17 protein-coding genes and 1 pseudogene are annotated in these 16355 nt (G+C 38.2%); 12 read left to right on the top strand and 6 right to left on the bottom strand.

The features are described 5' to 3' along the window. Window positions 1-67: 67 nt before the first annotated feature. The gene (locus ACFWE9_RS12435) at window positions 68-193 is read right to left on the bottom strand and encodes a TetR family transcriptional regulator (protein ID WP_377356994.1); all 126 of its coding nucleotides are present in this window, start codon (window positions 191-193) and stop codon (window positions 68-70) included. 423 nt (window positions 194-616) lie between these two features. Here ACFWE9_RS12435 and ACFWE9_RS12430 point away from each other — a divergent pair, with 423 nt between their 5' ends. Both ACFWE9_RS12430 and ACFWE9_RS12425 read left to right on the top strand, forming a co-directional pair. Then, entirely contained in the window at window positions 617-1189 is a 573-nt protein-coding gene (locus tag ACFWE9_RS12430; protein ID WP_230155893.1) for a site-specific integrase, read from the top strand. An 82-nt stretch (window positions 1190-1271) separates the two neighbouring features. Next, window positions 1272-1751 carry a DinB family protein gene (locus ACFWE9_RS12425; protein ID WP_377356992.1) on the top strand — a complete coding sequence of 160 codons (480 nt, stop codon included), beginning with the start codon at window positions 1272-1274 and terminating at the stop codon, window positions 1749-1751. Between the two features lie 290 nt (window positions 1752-2041). On the opposite strand, the gene ACFWE9_RS12420 is transcribed toward ACFWE9_RS12425, so the two are convergent. Next, window positions 2042-2437: a GyrI-like domain-containing protein gene (locus tag ACFWE9_RS12420; protein WP_377356990.1), complete on the bottom strand. Its 396-nt coding sequence runs from the start codon at window positions 2435-2437 to the stop codon at window positions 2042-2044. 338 nt (window positions 2438-2775) lie between these two features. Between ACFWE9_RS12420 and ACFWE9_RS12415 the strand changes: the two genes are divergently transcribed. The 5 genes from ACFWE9_RS12415 to ACFWE9_RS12395 all read left to right on the top strand — a co-directional run bounded on the left by ACFWE9_RS12415 (window position 2776) and on the right by ACFWE9_RS12395 (window position 7472). Continuing rightward, window positions 2776-3450, top strand: a complete 675-nt coding sequence (locus ACFWE9_RS12415) for a GntR family transcriptional regulator (RefSeq protein WP_230155896.1) — start codon at window positions 2776-2778, stop codon at window positions 3448-3450. Window positions 3451-3464: 14 nt separating this feature from the next. Continuing rightward, complete coding sequence (gene lhgO / locus ACFWE9_RS12410) at window positions 3465-4682, top strand: L-2-hydroxyglutarate oxidase (protein ID WP_377356988.1); 1218 nt, start codon at window positions 3465-3467, stop codon at window positions 4680-4682. 27 nt (window positions 4683-4709) lie between these two features. Next, window positions 4710-5051 carry a DUF3870 domain-containing protein gene (locus tag ACFWE9_RS12405; RefSeq protein WP_230155899.1) on the top strand — a complete coding sequence of 114 codons (342 nt, stop codon included), beginning with the start codon at window positions 4710-4712 and terminating at the stop codon, window positions 5049-5051. A gap of 328 nt (window positions 5052-5379) precedes the next feature. After that, window positions 5380-6318 carry a glutarate dioxygenase GlaH gene (gene glaH, locus ACFWE9_RS12400; RefSeq protein ID WP_377356986.1) on the top strand — a complete coding sequence of 313 codons (939 nt, stop codon included), beginning with the start codon at window positions 5380-5382 and terminating at the stop codon, window positions 6316-6318. A 392-nt stretch (window positions 6319-6710) separates the two neighbouring features. Beyond that, window positions 6711-7472 carry a hypothetical protein gene (locus ACFWE9_RS12395; RefSeq protein WP_377356984.1) on the top strand — a complete coding sequence of 254 codons (762 nt, stop codon included), beginning with the start codon at window positions 6711-6713 and terminating at the stop codon, window positions 7470-7472. Window positions 7473-7786: 314 nt separating this feature from the next. Here the strand turns inward: ACFWE9_RS12395 and ACFWE9_RS12390 are convergent, their stop codons facing one another. Next, a complete protein-coding gene (locus ACFWE9_RS12390; protein WP_230155908.1) occupies window positions 7787-8905 on the bottom strand; it encodes an NAD(P)/FAD-dependent oxidoreductase in 1119 nt (372 codons plus the stop codon). A 172-nt stretch (window positions 8906-9077) separates the two neighbouring features. Between ACFWE9_RS12390 and ACFWE9_RS12385 the strand changes: the two genes are divergently transcribed. Together ACFWE9_RS12385 and ACFWE9_RS12380 are read left to right on the top strand one after the other, a co-directional pair. Next, window positions 9078-9671, top strand: a complete 594-nt coding sequence (locus tag ACFWE9_RS12385; RefSeq protein ID WP_230155909.1) for a branched-chain amino acid aminotransferase — start codon at window positions 9078-9080, stop codon at window positions 9669-9671. A gap of 214 nt (window positions 9672-9885) precedes the next feature. Beyond that, window positions 9886-10824 (top strand): MBL fold metallo-hydrolase, encoded by a 939-nt coding sequence (locus tag ACFWE9_RS12380; protein ID WP_377356982.1) that lies wholly within the window; start codon window positions 9886-9888, stop codon window positions 10822-10824. 108 nt (window positions 10825-10932) lie between these two features. Here ACFWE9_RS12380 and ACFWE9_RS12375 read toward each other — a convergent pair whose 3' ends face one another. Further along, window positions 10933-11079: a sugar diacid recognition domain-containing protein gene (locus ACFWE9_RS12375; RefSeq protein ID WP_377356980.1), complete on the bottom strand. Its 147-nt coding sequence runs from the start codon at window positions 11077-11079 to the stop codon at window positions 10933-10935. 301 nt (window positions 11080-11380) lie between these two features. Between ACFWE9_RS12375 and ACFWE9_RS12370 the strand changes: the two genes are divergently transcribed. After that, entirely contained in the window at window positions 11381-12526 is a 1146-nt protein-coding gene (locus ACFWE9_RS12370; protein ID WP_377356978.1) for a glycerate kinase, read from the top strand. A gap of 423 nt (window positions 12527-12949) precedes the next feature. Here ACFWE9_RS12370 and ACFWE9_RS12365 read toward each other — a convergent pair. Then, a pseudogene (locus tag ACFWE9_RS12365) lies at window positions 12950-13673 on the bottom strand (transposase); the annotation flags it as partial. A gap of 509 nt (window positions 13674-14182) precedes the next feature. Between ACFWE9_RS12365 and ACFWE9_RS12360 the strand changes: the two are divergent. Both ACFWE9_RS12360 and ACFWE9_RS12355 read left to right on the top strand, forming a co-directional pair. After that, the gene (locus ACFWE9_RS12360; RefSeq protein WP_230155912.1) at window positions 14183-14530 is read left to right on the top strand and encodes a PadR family transcriptional regulator; all 348 of its coding nucleotides are present in this window, start codon (window positions 14183-14185) and stop codon (window positions 14528-14530) included. After that, window positions 14517-15509 (top strand): HAAS signaling domain-containing protein, encoded by a 993-nt coding sequence (locus ACFWE9_RS12355; RefSeq protein ID WP_230155914.1) that lies wholly within the window; start codon window positions 14517-14519, stop codon window positions 15507-15509. The genes ACFWE9_RS12360 and ACFWE9_RS12355 overlap by 14 nt, the downstream gene beginning before the upstream one ends. A gap of 208 nt (window positions 15510-15717) precedes the next feature. On the opposite strand, the gene ACFWE9_RS12350 is transcribed toward ACFWE9_RS12355, so the two are convergent. Then, complete coding sequence (locus ACFWE9_RS12350) at window positions 15718-16251, bottom strand: IseA DL-endopeptidase inhibitor family protein (protein ID WP_230155915.1); 534 nt, start codon at window positions 16249-16251, stop codon at window positions 15718-15720. Window positions 16252-16355 lie beyond the last annotated feature (104 nt).

Below are 16355 nucleotides of genomic sequence, written 5' to 3'. Positions count from 1 at the left end.
TAGATTCTTTATCAATGGATTTAGTTTACATAACATGATTATTGTTAATTCGATACTCTATTCACTTTTAGAAGTAAGTGTCTCCTGTGCTTCTTCCATGGCTTCTTTCACGAGCAAAGTAAAAAAACTCCTCTTTGGATTTGAAATAGTGGTAGGAAAGAACTTGGCTAATACCGGCCTCACCTGCAATCATACTCTTTTTAGTTCCTGCGCTTCCTCGGTACACAAATACTTTAAGGGCTGCAAACATTATAAATACTGAGAACAATATAGAGAATATTAATAAGCCATGTTTTCGAAGAAAAAGTAGAAAAGACAAAAAAACGGGCTTCATATTTAGCTTTTAAAGAGTTTGTTTTAAATTACTAGAGTCATTGGTCTAGATTGCGTTAAAACGCCTCTATTAAACCTATAGAGAGGTTATTTGGTGTTGGTATTTTTTTGTAGTAGATCATCTTATATTATAAGAATATTCCGAATGTAACAAAGGACCTCTATTGATACATTCAAAATCCCTTTAAATCAACGTTTTTAAGAGTATCTAATTTTAAAAAACTTGCCTTTTTTTCGCGTGTTCACGTACAATGAATATAGAGGAAAGGGGGATGAGCCACTCATGCAAGCAACCTCTCAAAGAATCAAGAATGTCCAGCCGATACGCCGACTGGATCACATAGAAAAGATGAAAAAGTCACTATTAAAATATTGCAGTTATAGGGATTATATGATGTTTACAATCGGGATAAACATTGGGTTACGTATAGGGGATCTTTTGCAGTTGCGTGTGAAGGATATCCTTGAAGGAACGCATATCGTCATAGTCGAACAAAAGACAGAGAAAATTAAACGGTTCCTTGTCAATCCTCAACTTCGAAAGGAAGTAAGGAAATATGTCCGGAAAATGAACCTGAAAAATGAACAGTATTTGTTTCCAAGTAGAAAAGGAAATGGCCCAATCACCAGGGTACAGGCCTACCGGGTCTTAAATAAAGCAGCTGAAATGGCAGATATTCCGGATGTCGGTACACATACACTTCGAAAAACCTTCGGCTATTTGCATTATCAAAAATTCAAGGATATCGCGTTACTACAGCAAATCCTTAATCACTCCAATCCAAAAGATACGATGATTTACATAGGACTCACACAAGATTTGATGGACGAAACATTGATGGACTTCTATTATTAATAGAATGGGAAGTTGTAACTTTTTCTGATTACTCAGTAATTTTCGTTTGCTCATTATCGTTCTAAATAAGGGAGGTAGCCCCGTGCAAACATTATTTCGATATAACTGGATGATTCGTGCTGACTGGTATCATTGGTGTGAAGAGGTGGAGGAGGAAGAGCTTCTCCGCACCAGAACTGGCGGAGTGGGGAGTATTCTGCAAACACTCTTCCATATAGTTGATGTAGAGTGGAGTTGGATACGCCTTTTACAAGGAAAAAAAGAATTTAATGAGAGCTTTGAAAATTACAAGAGTTTGGGGAAAGTAGTGGACCTTGACCTTGCTTTTCAGACGGAAGTAAAGGACTTTGTATACAGGTGGAAAGATGAAATGGGAGATAAACTATTTTACGATACCATGCCGGATGGAAGAATTGTAACGGATACGTGGGGTGAGATAATGCGTCATGTCATTACTCACGAAATTCACCATGCAGGACAATTATCCATTTGGGCAAGAGAAGTAGGGAAAAAACCTGTTTCAGCGAATCTTATTGGCCGGGGACTTATATCTACCAAATAACTTTCTCAAAAAGACTATAATATAGTCTTTTTTTGTTTCTCTAATACTTACTTTAGTATACTAAAAACATTTTACACTTTTGTACTCTCATTTTTGAATATGTAATGAGGGTGAATCAATCCATTTTCGGAAAAATGGAGTTTCAAACCATTGGTTACGATAATTATATTATGGTAACTAGTGATATGATAAATCATCACGTATTAAGAGTTTTAATAAGCGGCGATATATCATTTTTTGTGATAATACTATGTTTTAGCCATAAAAAAATTCTAATTTTTTTTATGGCATTATTTAATCGCTATATGTATTTCCACTTTTCCATCAGGATAATATTTTTCAAAATCCAGACTATAATTTCTGTTTAATTTTTTTTCATCTTCCAGCTGCCATATCTTTTTCCAAGTTTCACCTACTGAATGTTCATCTTGTATGCATTCAAACACTTTGTATTTGTTTTCAGGAATGAGAATTTTTTCATTCGATAAAGGGATTTCTGTGGCGATTGATAAGGTATAGTCACCATGATAATTATTTTCGTATTGATGGTATATACCATACTTCATACCATTTTCAATATTATGATCATTTGTTTTGCGCCATAGTGATCCGATCTTCTCGAAAAGATCCTTATCCGAGAAATTATTCGTCCTTATTTCGCCAATAACGTAAACTTCTTTACTCATTAACTAGCAACTCCTTATTTGTATAAAATTGGATGTTATATCAATGATATCATATTCATATCAGATGACCAGCTTCTTTTAGTGCAATTTTTAGGGTTGGTCTTGTCGCTAGTTCCTGGTTTTGACTTTGTTAATTTTAATGGTCTCGGTAGTTATTTAAATAGAATATATGAATGGGTGTCACAAATTATATTCATATATGAATTCGATGTTTTCCAAACATATTGTATCCAGTATTTTTTAAATTGGATACAATTTATTTAATTTTCAGTATTGTAAACGTATTATATACTTGATATAGTTAAAATTGTATCCAATATCGAAAGGTGGACGTTGAATTGGATAAAGCTAAATCCAATAGTGATAAGTCAACAATCGTTAAAAATGTAACAAAAAGCCTTAGGAAAGCGATTTTAAATGGGACGCTGAAGAAGGGTGAGCGACTGATCCAAGAAGAATGGGCCGATCGCCTGGATGTAAGCAGAATGCCCATTCGTGAAGCCCTTACACAGCTTCAAATGGAAGGGTTGGTGGAAATGGTTCCGCATAAAGGAGCTATCGTCACACCGATCACCCGGGATCATATCGAAGAAATATACCATACCCGGTCCCTGCTTGAAGGACTTGCCGTAGAAAAATCACTTCCCTTTTTGACGAAGGAGGATAAAGAAAAATTAAAGGAAATTTTGATTGAGATGGAAGGTTTACAGTTATCTGACGAAACCAATGAGCATTATATTCAGTTAAATGCGGCTTTTCATGAAACCCTCCGAAAAGGGTGCCCTTGGCCAAGGGTTCAAAAAATGGTTGAAACCTTAGGTATCTCTCCTATTGCGCCCAATTTACTAATTGATTATTACCCAGAAACGCAACGGGAACACCGGATGATATATGAAGCGGCACTAAGGGGCGATCCAACAGAATTAAGAGCAGCAGTAGAATATCACATTTTACGGACAAAGAATAATTTAATCACGTATATGGAGTTACTGAATACTAAAAATCATCAATAAAAGGAGTGTTAAATGTGTATGATTTCGCAATTGTTGGTGGGGGTATTGTAGGTTTATCAACGGGAATGGCACTTTATCAGCGTTTTCCCAATGCAAAAGTGGTAGTCATCGAAAAAGAGGCCGTTGTAGCTGATCATCAAACGGGACATAACAGTGGCGTCATCCATTCTGGAATTTACTATAAACCGGGGAGTTTCAAGGCACGGTTTGCCCGCCGAGGAAGCAAATCAATGACGGAATTTTGTCAAACGCATGGAATTGAACATGATATTTGCGGAAAGGTCATAGTTGCAACGAAGCCAGATGAGATGCCCCTTCTAGATGATTTATATACACGCGGCTTGCAAAATGAGCTAGCTATACAAAAGATCGGTGTGGATGAGTTAAAAGAAATCGAACCACATGTTAATGGGCTTGGTGCGATTCGCGTCCCGCAAGCCGGCATCGTTAATTATCGACAGGTAAGTGAAAAGATGGCGGATATCATCAAGGAAAATGGCGGTGAAATCAAGCTGAATACAAAGGTGGAGAAGATTGACGAGGATGTTGATGACGTCATCATCGAAACAAGCAACGGTACCATAAAGGCCAGGATGGTCATTAATTGCGCAGGGTTGCACAGTGACCGTATCGCAGCAGCCGCAGGGTATAAAACTGATATGAAAATTGTCCCGTTTCGCGGTGAGTATTTTAAATTGAAGCCTGAAAAGCGCTACCTCGTCAATCATTTAATTTATCCGGTACCTAACCCGAAGTTTCCATTTTTAGGGGTTCATTTTACGCGGATGATTAGCGGGGAAGTAGATGCGGGTCCAAATGCTGTACTGAGTTTCAAACGGGAAGGTTATAAAAAAACCGACTTCAATGCGAAAGATTTAGCTGAAGTTTTAAGTTATAAAGGTTTTTGGAAACTGGCCAGTAAATTCATGAAGGAAGGGATGGATGAATATGTCCGTTCTTTTAGCAAAAAGCAATTTACGAAAAGCCTGCAGGAGTTAATTCCGGAAATTCAAGAAGATGATTTAATCCCTGCACCTGCTGGAGTCCGGGCACAGGCGTTACAGGATGATGGTAATATGGTGGATGATTTTCATATCATCATGGGGAAACGGACCATTCATGTATGCAATGCACCGTCACCTGCAGCAACAGCATCGATTGAAATTGGAAAAGAGGTCGTTACACGCATTCCAGAACAAACACACTTATTGGAAGCTATTTTGACAAAATAAAATACATGAAAGAGAGGAAGAAGCCTCATGTTCAATGGTAAAACAATTTTTATTGCAGGTCATGCACGTTTACCTCAAGGGATGGCAGCGAAAAGTGTCTTTGAAACATTGACCATCACTGCAGAAGTCGATGCTAAATACGGGGTTGTCCTGGAAGCATCTTGTACACTCGCAACAGAGCATGGCCGGGAATTTATAGGGCGTTTGTTAAAAGGGATCAGTTTGAATGATGGTGTTGAAGACGCGATAGAATCGATTCAATCCTATTACCGGGGGAAAGCAGCTAATGCCTTGATTGCTGCCTTGAAAGATTTGGATCTCCACTTTAAGCAAATTAAAGCAGGAGAAAAAACGAAACTACCAAGTTAGGAATATGATTTATCAGAATAATTTGTGAAAAGTGTTGACAATTTCACGAAAAAACGTTTTAATTGAATTAAGCTAATATTAAGACATTAACACCTTTTGGAAAATACCTTTTCAGAATCGTGTAAAGCTCTTAATGATTGGAAACAGGAAAAATAAATCATACATAAACTGCATATTCGCTGTGACTCTATTTGCATAGAGCAGTGAAGTGAATATAAGCCAGTTGTACAGTTGGATCCCTATTTTATTTGGGGATCATGTGCGACTGGCTTTTTATATTTCCCGTTAACTTTGTCACCTATATTACAAATAACAGGAGGAATTATTCATGAGCATTGCAGAAAAGAAGAGAGCTAAATTTGAAAGGAAAACAGAAAAATACGAAGTGAAAGTTCACCCTCAAACAAGCCGTTTATATCATGTTGAAATTTCAAAAGAGGCTATTGGCGCTTTTTTAGAAAACGTATCGAAGGATAATCAGTCTGTTCAACATCTGGAATATACACCATATGCAAGACTTATCATTGCATCATATCTATTGGAACAAGTAGGGGAAGACTTTGGCGAAGTGCTTCGTAACATCGTTTATGATCGGGATTCCGGCGGCTTTACTCTCGGCTTGGAAGGGGTAACTGAAAATACGGATGAATACGTTATTTTTGCAACGGCCATTTCATACCTGCTGGGAACGCCAAACCATGATGCGATGTCAGGAAAATATTATGCTCGATTTAGTGTTCAAGACACGGATGGCAGCGATTCATATTTACGTCAGGCCTATCGTTTATTTACACTTCATACGGACGGAACCTTTGTAGATGAACCAACGGACTGGTTACTGATGATGAAGACGATCGAACAAAATGCACGCGGTGGCGAATCACGATTATTGCACCTTGACGATTGGAAAGAGCTTGATGCGTACGTAAATCATCCATTATCAAGCCACAAATTCACGTATAAGGCCCCAAAAAGTAAAAATATTGATCAAGAAATTGAAAGATTGACTTTCTTCAATCATAATAACAAACCTGGTGTATGCTTTATCGATCAATTTGTATATCCTGAATCCATTGAACAAGCAAAATACTTACGCGATTTATCCGCTTCATTGGAAAACGATGAAAGTGTAATAGAACTGGAACTTCCTGTTGGTGATCTAGTTGTTGTTAATAATATTTTTTGGCTGCACGGTCGTGCAGCGTTCGAAAAGGATTCGAACCTGAACCGTGAATTACTTCGTCAGCGTGGAAGATTCAATCAATAGTATCATTTTGTAAACCCAAGTGTTTTTCTCCATCCCCAAACTATATTTTAAGATAAATACTTTTCAACCCTTATGGTTGGAAAGCATTTATCTTTTTTTTTGAAATGTTCTATTAAAGATAAAGTTGGTAGATAAGAATGTAAAAAGAGGACCTTAAACATTGTGTCCTCTACGATAAAGAACGGGAGCGAAGTCTATGTCTAATTCCTTTTAGTATGCTGACATGCCCCCTCATGGTTAAAGAGCTTATAACACTTGATATGAACTAGTTGTTTAGTATCTTCTATTAATGAACAGTATAACGCCCCCTATATGGTCGTTGGCGAACCTGTTTTTCTGCTATACTGATATAGCTAAAAAAAATGGATGAAAGAAAAAGGGGATAGTATTTTATGGGGATCGCTAATTTTTCTAATTACACGAAATATAAGGACTTAATTAATGCATTACCTGCTGCCTATACAGATGAAATGATACAGAGCGAGGAATTCTTACTTGAAAGAGATGAAAAGAAAAAACTCGAAATCTATTACGCACCTTTTGAATATGTAAATGAACGGGCCAAAGTGGTGATCGTCGGAATCACGCCTGGTTTACATCAAATGAAAAAATCTTATTCTACCGTAATTAACGCAAAAGGGCACATACATATCGATGAAGAAATCCTGCTCGAAGTAAAAAAGAAATCTAGCTTTGAAGGACCTATGAGAAAAAATTTGGTTCAAATGTTAGATGAGCTTGGGTTACACGAATACTTAGGAGTATCGTCCACTCTCGATCTTTTTAATGAAGCTAGTCACTTAGTTCATACATCCTCCGTTTTAGCCTATCCTGTCTTTTACAACGGGAAAAACTACAGTGGAACAACCCCGAACATATTGAAGACAGAGTTGCTTAAGAAATATATTATGGATGGCTTTGCAACCGAAATAGGTGCTATCGATCGTCCCCTTATTATTCCTTTAGGAGTTAACGTTTCCAAGGTATTAAACTATTTAGCTGACCAAGATTATCTGGATTCAAACAACATACTCCTAGGGTTTCCCCACCCATCAGGCGGAAATGGTCATCGACATAAGCAATTTGCTGAAAATAAAGAACAAATGCGACTGATGTTACAGCGTTATTTTTCGAAAGATATGACCATGGGTTAAATAAGGATGACACATTCAAGGTTTACAACATTAAAGCGCAGGTTATTGATTCAGATAAAACATTGCTAACAATATTAGTTTAAAAGTAGAGCAACAGAAACTTGTAAATGGAAAGTTTCTATTTTGAAAATGACAATAGCTAACGACTTTAATAAGAGGGACTTTTACATCGGTCTACTAAAGGTTCTGCAAAATAAAGAAGACCACTGATGTATGATGGTCTTCTTTAATGTCTTTGATAATGTGATATTATAGTTCAATTTAGTTATTTGTAACTAGAGATACATTCAGACAGGTAGGTGATGATTTGGCATTTATATTTCTATCGCACCTCTTACATCATACTTTTCTAAATCGATATCAATATCTTTGTCTAGTGCGAGGTTAGCCAATTGGGATCCAACATAGGGACCCATTGTTAATCCGGAAGCTCCGAGACCATTTGCAACGATTATGCCATCCCAATCAGGTAATGGACCAATAACTGGAAGGAATCCAGGCGTGAATGGACGAAACCCGACCCTTGCTTCAACAAACGTACTATCTGCCAAACCGGGGGCGGTAGTCAAGGCTTTATTGAAAACTTCCTGCAACCCTCCTGCGGTCATACGATTATCGAACACTTCCGTATTTTCATGTGTCGCACCTGCGACAATTTTATTGCTATCGAATGCCAAGAGGTATTGATCACTGGGAGGCATGACGACAGGCCAGTTATCCGTATTTGCATGTGGTAGTTCCAGATGAATGATTTGAGCTTTTTGAAAGCTGACTTGAAAATTCACGCCAAGGGGTTTCAGTAATTCCGGGGCCCATGCTCCAGCACAAACAATCACAATATCCGCAGGGATGAATTCATCTTTTACTGTTACACCTAGCACTTGTGCACCGCTATATTTAAGTACAGCCTCACCATATATAAGTTTTGCGCCGTTTTTTTGTGAAGCCCGCAATAAGGAATCACGAAGTGCGCGTCCATCGACCCGAGCGGCACCACTTACGTGAACTGCTGCATATTCACTGGAGAGAGGTGGGAATAGTTCACTTGTTTCCTCAGGGGAAAGTATTGTGATCGTCCCGATCTCCGGTGCATCTTCTTTCCGTTTTTGAGCTCTATTCTTCATCGCGATCAGTTTTTCTTCATCTGTATGTAAACTAATTGCCCCGACTTGGGCATAACCAGTCTCGGTTTCTCCATCCCGTTTAAGTTCTTCAATTAGCCCGGGATAAAAAGCCGCCCCATTTTTAGCAAGGTGATACCAAGCTTGATTGCGCCTTTGCGAAATCCATGGGCATACGATTCCTGCAGCAGCAGAGGTTGCCTGTCCATTATCCTGGCGGTCTATTATGATCACTTCGGCTCCATTTTTAGTCAGCTGATAGGCAGTGGAGGCTCCCAAAATCCCAGCTCCGACTACAATGATTTTTTGCATATTTAACATCTCATTTCTCTCATATGTATAAACGCTTACTACTACTATATCGAAGACAAGAAACCATTGCCACAACCGATATTGTATTTTCTTTCACAAAGTTATTTTATCTGTAGTGAATATGCTATGATTGAGAAGGCGTAAGCTTGAAAAGATACTAGGAGGACATACCATGTTAAAAAAACAATTGGAATCATACATATCAAAATCCATAATTGAAAACAAAGTTGAGTTGTTTAAAGAAGAGAGGGATTATGCAGTAAAGCATGAATTGATCCCTGCTAATGTCACTATAGTGGAACTAGAAAATACATCTCGTTTTACAGATGCTTATATTGAGCGCAGCAATAAAGAGAGTGAAGAATTGATTTCTGTAGAGAAGTCTGCATTTTTATCCCAACCAATCGATTATTTAAAAAATAATAAAGAAGAGTTCCTTTACTTTGAATCTAAATGGTTCGAATTAATCGGGGTTCAGGCACTTTCGTTTGAAGTGGATGATGTTTTCGGTACATATAACGCGATGTTCGGATTGAAATTCCAAAAGAAAATGGGTGAAGTTCTAAAAACGTATTTAAATAAGGAACTTCAAGAAGGCATCGGATCATTCAGTGTAATGTTTAACCAGGGCGACGGTCTATGGGATGTGAATTTTGCCTTGGATAACGTAAAAGGGTTTCGAGAAGACTTGTCATTAGAAGAAGCATTTGATTTGATCCATCATTTTCTTTTTGTCCTTGTTCAAACAATCGAGGAAGAGATGTAATTCGAAAGACCGTCATCAATTTTGATGGCGGTCTTTTTTTGCTCATATCCTTGGTCATTATATTTTGATCAATGTGATAAATGTAGAAGCTGATTAGAGGAACATGAAGGAATTCGTCGAATTGATTATTGATATACCTTTATTTAGCAAATTCATTTCATTCTTGTTTGAAGTAAAGGGAGATAGAAAGTTACATTGGAAGGAGAAGTTATACTTGCTGAACGAATTGAAAGTTACTCGAGTTACCATTCCAATGCCTTTTAGGCTGGACCATGTCCATTGTTTCCTAGCAGAAGGTGAAAAAGGATGGACAATCATCGATACGGGATTAAATAATGAAACAACAAGGGATATATGGAACCCCATTATTGAAAAATATGATATTAAAGACATTATCATCACCCACTATCATCCAGATCATTTCGGGTACGCAGGTACTTTACAACAATTAACCGGTGCGGATGTTTGGATGACACAAGTGGATGAACATACGGGGACGACGTATTGGGAATCGGATTCACTGAAACAGCTTAAAGAAAATTATGATGCATGTGGAATGGATGAGGACTTAGCCGTAGCTTTATCCAGTGACGAAAGCAGCTTTATGCCTAAGGTAAAACCCTATCCTACTGTAAATCATCATCTTGACGAAGGGATGATGTTACGTTTTGGCAAGTGCGAGTATGAAGTGATTTTTACTCCTGGACATTCTGATGGCCTGATTTCCTTATACAATAAGGAAAATAGTGTCCTTTTCTCAACAGATCATATATTACCTAGGATATCTCCGAACATTTCTTATTGGTTTAAAGGGCTCTCCAACCCATTGGAAGAGTTTTTTACTTCTTTGAAAAAAATACAAAAGTTGGACGTTGAATATGTCATCCCATCACATGGGAAGCCGTTTCGAAATGCCAATGAAAGAATCATCGAATTATTGGATCACCATCAGGACCGATTGCACCTCATTCACGAAAACATGAAGGAGCCTATTACTGTGAAAAGTGCTTGCATGATTCTGTTTGGAAATCTACCCATTCACGAATCTAGATTTGCTGTTGGTGAAACATTGGCTCATCTTGAATACCTCTTTTTGAATGACCAATGCAGAAAGTTTAAGCGTGATGGAATTTGGTATTATCAATCTATCTGATATTTATTTACCAGCTCTTATATGATTCAAGCTCATTTCATATGAGCTTTTTTTGATGTGAAAAACGTCCTACTCAAGAGCAATATACTTTCACATAACCTAGTTAATTTATAAGATTTTAAGGTGTTTTATTACATTTTGGAAGTTGATGGGTAAATTAATTCCTGAAAAAACGTCACCACATAGATGACGATTCTTTTTATGAATGATAAATGGTTTTTCCGTCTTCAGCACTTTGATCGCTCCAACATGCAAATCATCCTTCAAGGTTTTTATAGTTAGTTATCCTATTTGGTAGTACAATGGTAAAAATATTTCATATAAACAAGCTATGTTTCTTTTTGAAAAGGATAGGATTCAAACTTTGAGCCTTCAGCTTTCATATACATTATGAAATTGGCAAAATGACATGATACCTTCTTAAATCATTATCTATATAGAATAGCCAAAAAAAACAAACTTGTCATACTGATTTTCCTATAGGTTGACCGCTGATTAAATTATTTCTGAAGATTATAATTAATATAACAAAAATTCATTCGAGGGGGAATTGAGCATGAAAATTGTTATTGCACCAGATTCCTATAAAGGAAGTTTGTCATCATTTGAAGCTTCGAAAGCAATCGAGCGAGGGGTCAGGAAGGCACTTCCAGATGCCATAACGGAATTGGTTCCTGTAGCGGATGGCGGTGAAGGAACAATGGATAGCCTTGTGGCTGCTACAAATGGGCGAAAAGTTGAAGTGGCAGTAAAAGGACCATTACTTGATGAGGTACAGGCAGCATATGGAATATTGGGCGATCAGGAAACATGTGTGATTGAAATGGCAAGTGCATCCGGTTTATGCCTAGTCGATCCAGGTGATTTGAACCCGTTGATCACTACTACATACGGGACAGGGGAGCTCATTCAAAAGGCATTGAATGCTGGCTGTCGTAAGTTCATATTAGCGATTGGCGGAAGCGCGACTAATGATGCTGGCGTTGGAATGCTCCAGGCTTTGGGAATGAGAATATTGGATGATGAAGGTAAAACGATTGGATTCGGTGGTGCGGAGTTATTGCGTATATCAGAAATAAATATGGAAGATTTTGATCCAAGAATAGCAGAATCCGAGTTTTTGATTGCCTCGGATGTTCATAATCCTCTAGTCGGTCCAGATGGCGCATCGTATGTATTTGGACCCCAAAAAGGGGCGAGCCCTGTCATGGTTGACATTCTTGATAAAGCTTTATCTTCATGGGCAGATTTGGTCGAAATAAAGACAGGTATTCACTTGCATGATAAAGCCGGTGCTGGTGCAGCTGGAGGAATTGGAAGTGCGTTTCAGGCATTTTTCCGGGCAGAAACAAAAAGGGGCATCGATATTGTTATGGAATATGCAAAACTAAGAGAAAAAATGTGCGATGCTGATTGTGTCTTTACTGGTGAAGGACAAATTGATTACCAAACAGCTTCAGGTAAAACACCCATGGGCGTGGCGCAAGAAGCGAAAAAGCACGGTATTCCCGTATTTGTTTTAGCTGGATCAATCGGAACTGGTATTGATAGTTTATATGACCACGGCATCACCAGCGTCCATAGTCTTGTAAACGCTCCTATGACACTAATGGAAGCTATGGAAAGGGGAGCTGAATTTTTAGAACTTTCAGCTGAACAAGTAATGCGAACATTTTTGGCATCCATTAAAATTAGGGGATAATCATTGTGTAAGACGTGAAAAAGTACCGGTAGCTCCATGTTGCCACTGAATTCTTAGTCATCACTTCATTGCTTGCCCCAATGGTGCCACCACGGATATTAAATGAGCTTTCCACTGGTTCTGGTTCTTATGGCTGAAATCCAAGTGAATGATAGCTCCTTTTCGGTGGTCAATCCGTATGCTTACAAAGCTCAAACGATGGCACCTTGTTATAGGTAGTAGTACGATAATTCTTACGATGATAATAGGGTGCACTCTTGTCCGATTTTTATAAACGAAATGCAGAGAAGCGTAAAGCGCTTCTCTCAGTTTGTAGACAAAGGGGTTCGGAATTAAAAAATTCCGAACCCCTTTTGAAATCCCTTTTGAAATCCCTTTTGAAATCCCTTTTGAATTTTCGCCTCAAGTTAAGAGATTGGGGATCTACGAGCCCACTATGTAGGCCATTTTGGGACCTTGCCATGTCCATCGGCCATCTTCTTTAAATTAATGGCAGCGAAAGTAAACATCGCCTGCATCGACAATTTTTTAAGTCCCCTTAAAGTAGTCCAACGCATACCATGCTTTTCTTTTGCATCTGCGAATACACTCTCAATCGTTTCTTTACGTTTCGCATATATAGGTCTTACATCTTGATGATGACGCAGATGATTTGCTTCTTCCACATGTGTTTGCCAGATATGCCGTGTCACCACTTTTTGATAAACTTTGCTTTCTGTACAATGTGATAAAGATGAGCAGGTTGCACAGATGTGTTTGCGCGATTTGTACTCGCGATAGCCCTCTTTATTTGTTTTTGAGTTCGTTAATGACTCACCCGAAGGGCAAGGTAACAATCAAAATGTTCATCGTATACATAGTCATGTTTGCGAAAGAAACCTTCTTTTGTTCGAGGACGTGTATAGGGTAATGCCGGTATGATTTCTTTGTTAAATAGGTAGTTTGTAATCGCCGGTGTTTTATAAGCTGCATCTGCGGCAACGGCTTCTAGTTTTCCAACTTTCTCAATCACTTGTTCAACAAGTGGCTCTAAGATTTGACTATCATGTGTATCTCCAGGTGTTACAATCGTTCCTAATACAAAACCGTTGCGGTCTGCGGCCGCGTGGAATGAATAGGCAAACTGTTTTGTTCGTTCATCTTTCACCAAGTCATAAATGAAAGTGAAATCAATGGCAGCCTCCATTTTACGAACCTAATGGTTCGGTGGCACCAGTTGATCTAAACTAATCATTTCAAGTTGATCTCGCTGAATAAAATCATGTTTAGAAAGCATCCTCATCACCTCAGGTTTTAATACTTCTATTTTAAAACAAAAAAGACTCTAGGCAAAAGGGTTCTATCTAAAAGTTAAAACAAAGTTGATTGGAACGGAAGGTACGAGACTCCTGCGGGAAAAGCGCGTCTAAGGGAGACCCCGCAGGCGAAAGCCGAGGAGGCTCCCTGACCGCCCGCGGAAAGCGAGTGCCCTACGTTCCAATCAACGTCCAAATTGTACAAGTCATAAAAAAATGTAGACAACTAGATTTTCATAGAGTTTGTTCAGGTTTAATAAAATATATTTTCATTTTCATGTTAGTATTAGAACTAAAATAGTGTATGATGCATAGTATAAGGTATGGTGTACGTCACATAGTATAGAGGAGAGGTGATTGGATGAGCACTTTACTTAATTCATTAACAACTGAGCTCCGCAGAGGAACTCTGACATTAGCGGTTCTAAGTCAGCTCAAAAGCCCCCAGTATGGGTACTCGCTTGTCCAGCGTTTAGAGAAGTCGGGAATACCTATTGATCAAAGTACTTTATATCCGTTGCTTCGCCGCCTGGAAAAGCAAGAATTGGTGACCAGCAGTTGGGATACTTCTGAAAGTAGACCACGAAAGTATTATTCTTTAAGTGATTACGGGGATGAAATCTTCAATCAGTTAAAGCAGGAATGGGAAAAAACGTCTCAAGAGCTTTATATCTTATTAAAAGGAGAGGAAGAAGATGGAGCTGATTGAACTTTATATACAGGAAGTGACCCGCAGGCTGCCAGAAAAAAACCGGGAGGATATTGCACTTGAACTTCATTCAACAATTGAAGATATGCTTCCGGAGAATTATACCGAACAAGACGTGAAAGGGGTTCTTTCAAAGTTAGGAGATCCGGCTACACTGGCAAGTGGTTATAGAGATCGGCCGATGCACCTAATTGGACCACGTTATTATGACGTATATATCAGTTTATTGAAAATGATTTTACCAATCGCGGCAGTTATTTCACTGATCGCATTACTTGGGGATGATCTGTTTAGCAATATTGGTGAAAAAACGGTCATTGAAGTTGTAATCATCATCATCGGGAAAGGGATAGCAGGTATCATCAGTACAGGGATCCAAGTATTTTTTTGGTTAACGCTTTTATTTGCCGTATTAGAACGAACGGATACTTCAAAGGATTCATTGCCCTTAACTATAGGTTTGAAACGCTGGACTCCAGATGATTTAAAACATATTCCGAACATATCAAAGAAAAAAGCGGTTCCAAAGATCGAGGTTTTTGGAAGTTTGCTAGGTATATCCATTTTTGCTGCCCTTTATTTCAATGCGGCCAATCTTTTGGGAGTCTATGAAAAAAGTAATGATGGCCTCACTTTTGTGACACCTTCTTTTAATCAAGAGGTATTGAATTCCTATTGGCCGCTGATATTTTGCATCATCATCTTAGGAGCCTTCCTCGCCATCTATAAACTGCTTGCAGGGCAATGGACTCGAAAACTTGCCTGGTTCCATGCTGGATATCAGCTTCTGACCACAATAACTTTCATCATCATCATCAGTAATCCGAATTTATTGACCCATGAATTTATTGCGTATATGTCAAAATTATTTTCAACGCTTGAATGGCATGGTTCGATTTATTGGGGTCTCATCCTACTGACCATATTTTTTGCAGCACACGATTCTTTTCAAGGCTTCCGCAAAGCAAAAATTCGTTAAGACACAGCATGCTTGCTGTGTTTTTTTGTTTTAGGGTGTAAAGATTTGGCAGTGTAAAAACGAGATTAAGGGAAAGCAACAATTAGAGAGTGAAGGGTGTATATAAATAATGGGAAGCTCTGGTGGGAAAACATGCAAATAAAAAACCTCTTATGACATATAGTTTTTAACTATACATCATAAGAGGAACTTCAATTAAGACGTGAACTTATTGAACTGCATCGAACTGATTGACTTTCCACGTTGATCCTGACTTGTAAAAGGTAACCGTTCTTTTAACAGATTCACCGTCGACAGTAGGTACAGTTAAATTATAGGATCTAACGTTTAGTTTTTGATAGACCAATTTAATTTTTGCTTTTTTCCATTCTAACATGCCGTCGCCGTCGCCGATAGGACGGGCTAATTTTCCTTTATGGGTAATGTATTTATATTTTGACAACCCTTTTTCAACTGCATTATTAGTAAATGTTTCTGCTAAGTAGTCAGCCAGTTTATCTTTTGTATTGAATTCTTGGCAAAGGTAAGAATACTCTGTTCCTTTATAGTTGAACGTTTTTTGTGAACAAGAACGACTTTTGTATCCATGTAATGCATTCCAAAAATGCTTGCTGGCATTATCGGCTATCTTTAACGCATTTGTGTCAGATAAATTCTGTGATGTGGTTTGTGCTGTAACTCCCGAGCTTAATGTGAAAAATAGAATGATGATGGATAATAGCATACCTGAAAATTTTTTCATACTTTCTCTCCCCAATCCATATTAGGATACTTATGTAACGAAAGTGTAATTACTATTACAATTGTTACATTTATATTACAATAAACTTGCCATAAGTAAAAGAG

The organism is Peribacillus sp. NPDC060253, from assembly GCF_042727425.1.
In the GTDB taxonomy this organism is placed as follows: domain Bacteria; phylum Bacillota; class Bacilli; order Bacillales; family DSM-1321; genus Peribacillus.
Note: the sequence above shows the minus strand (reverse complement) of the source record. Positions and strands in the feature narration are given on the sequence as shown.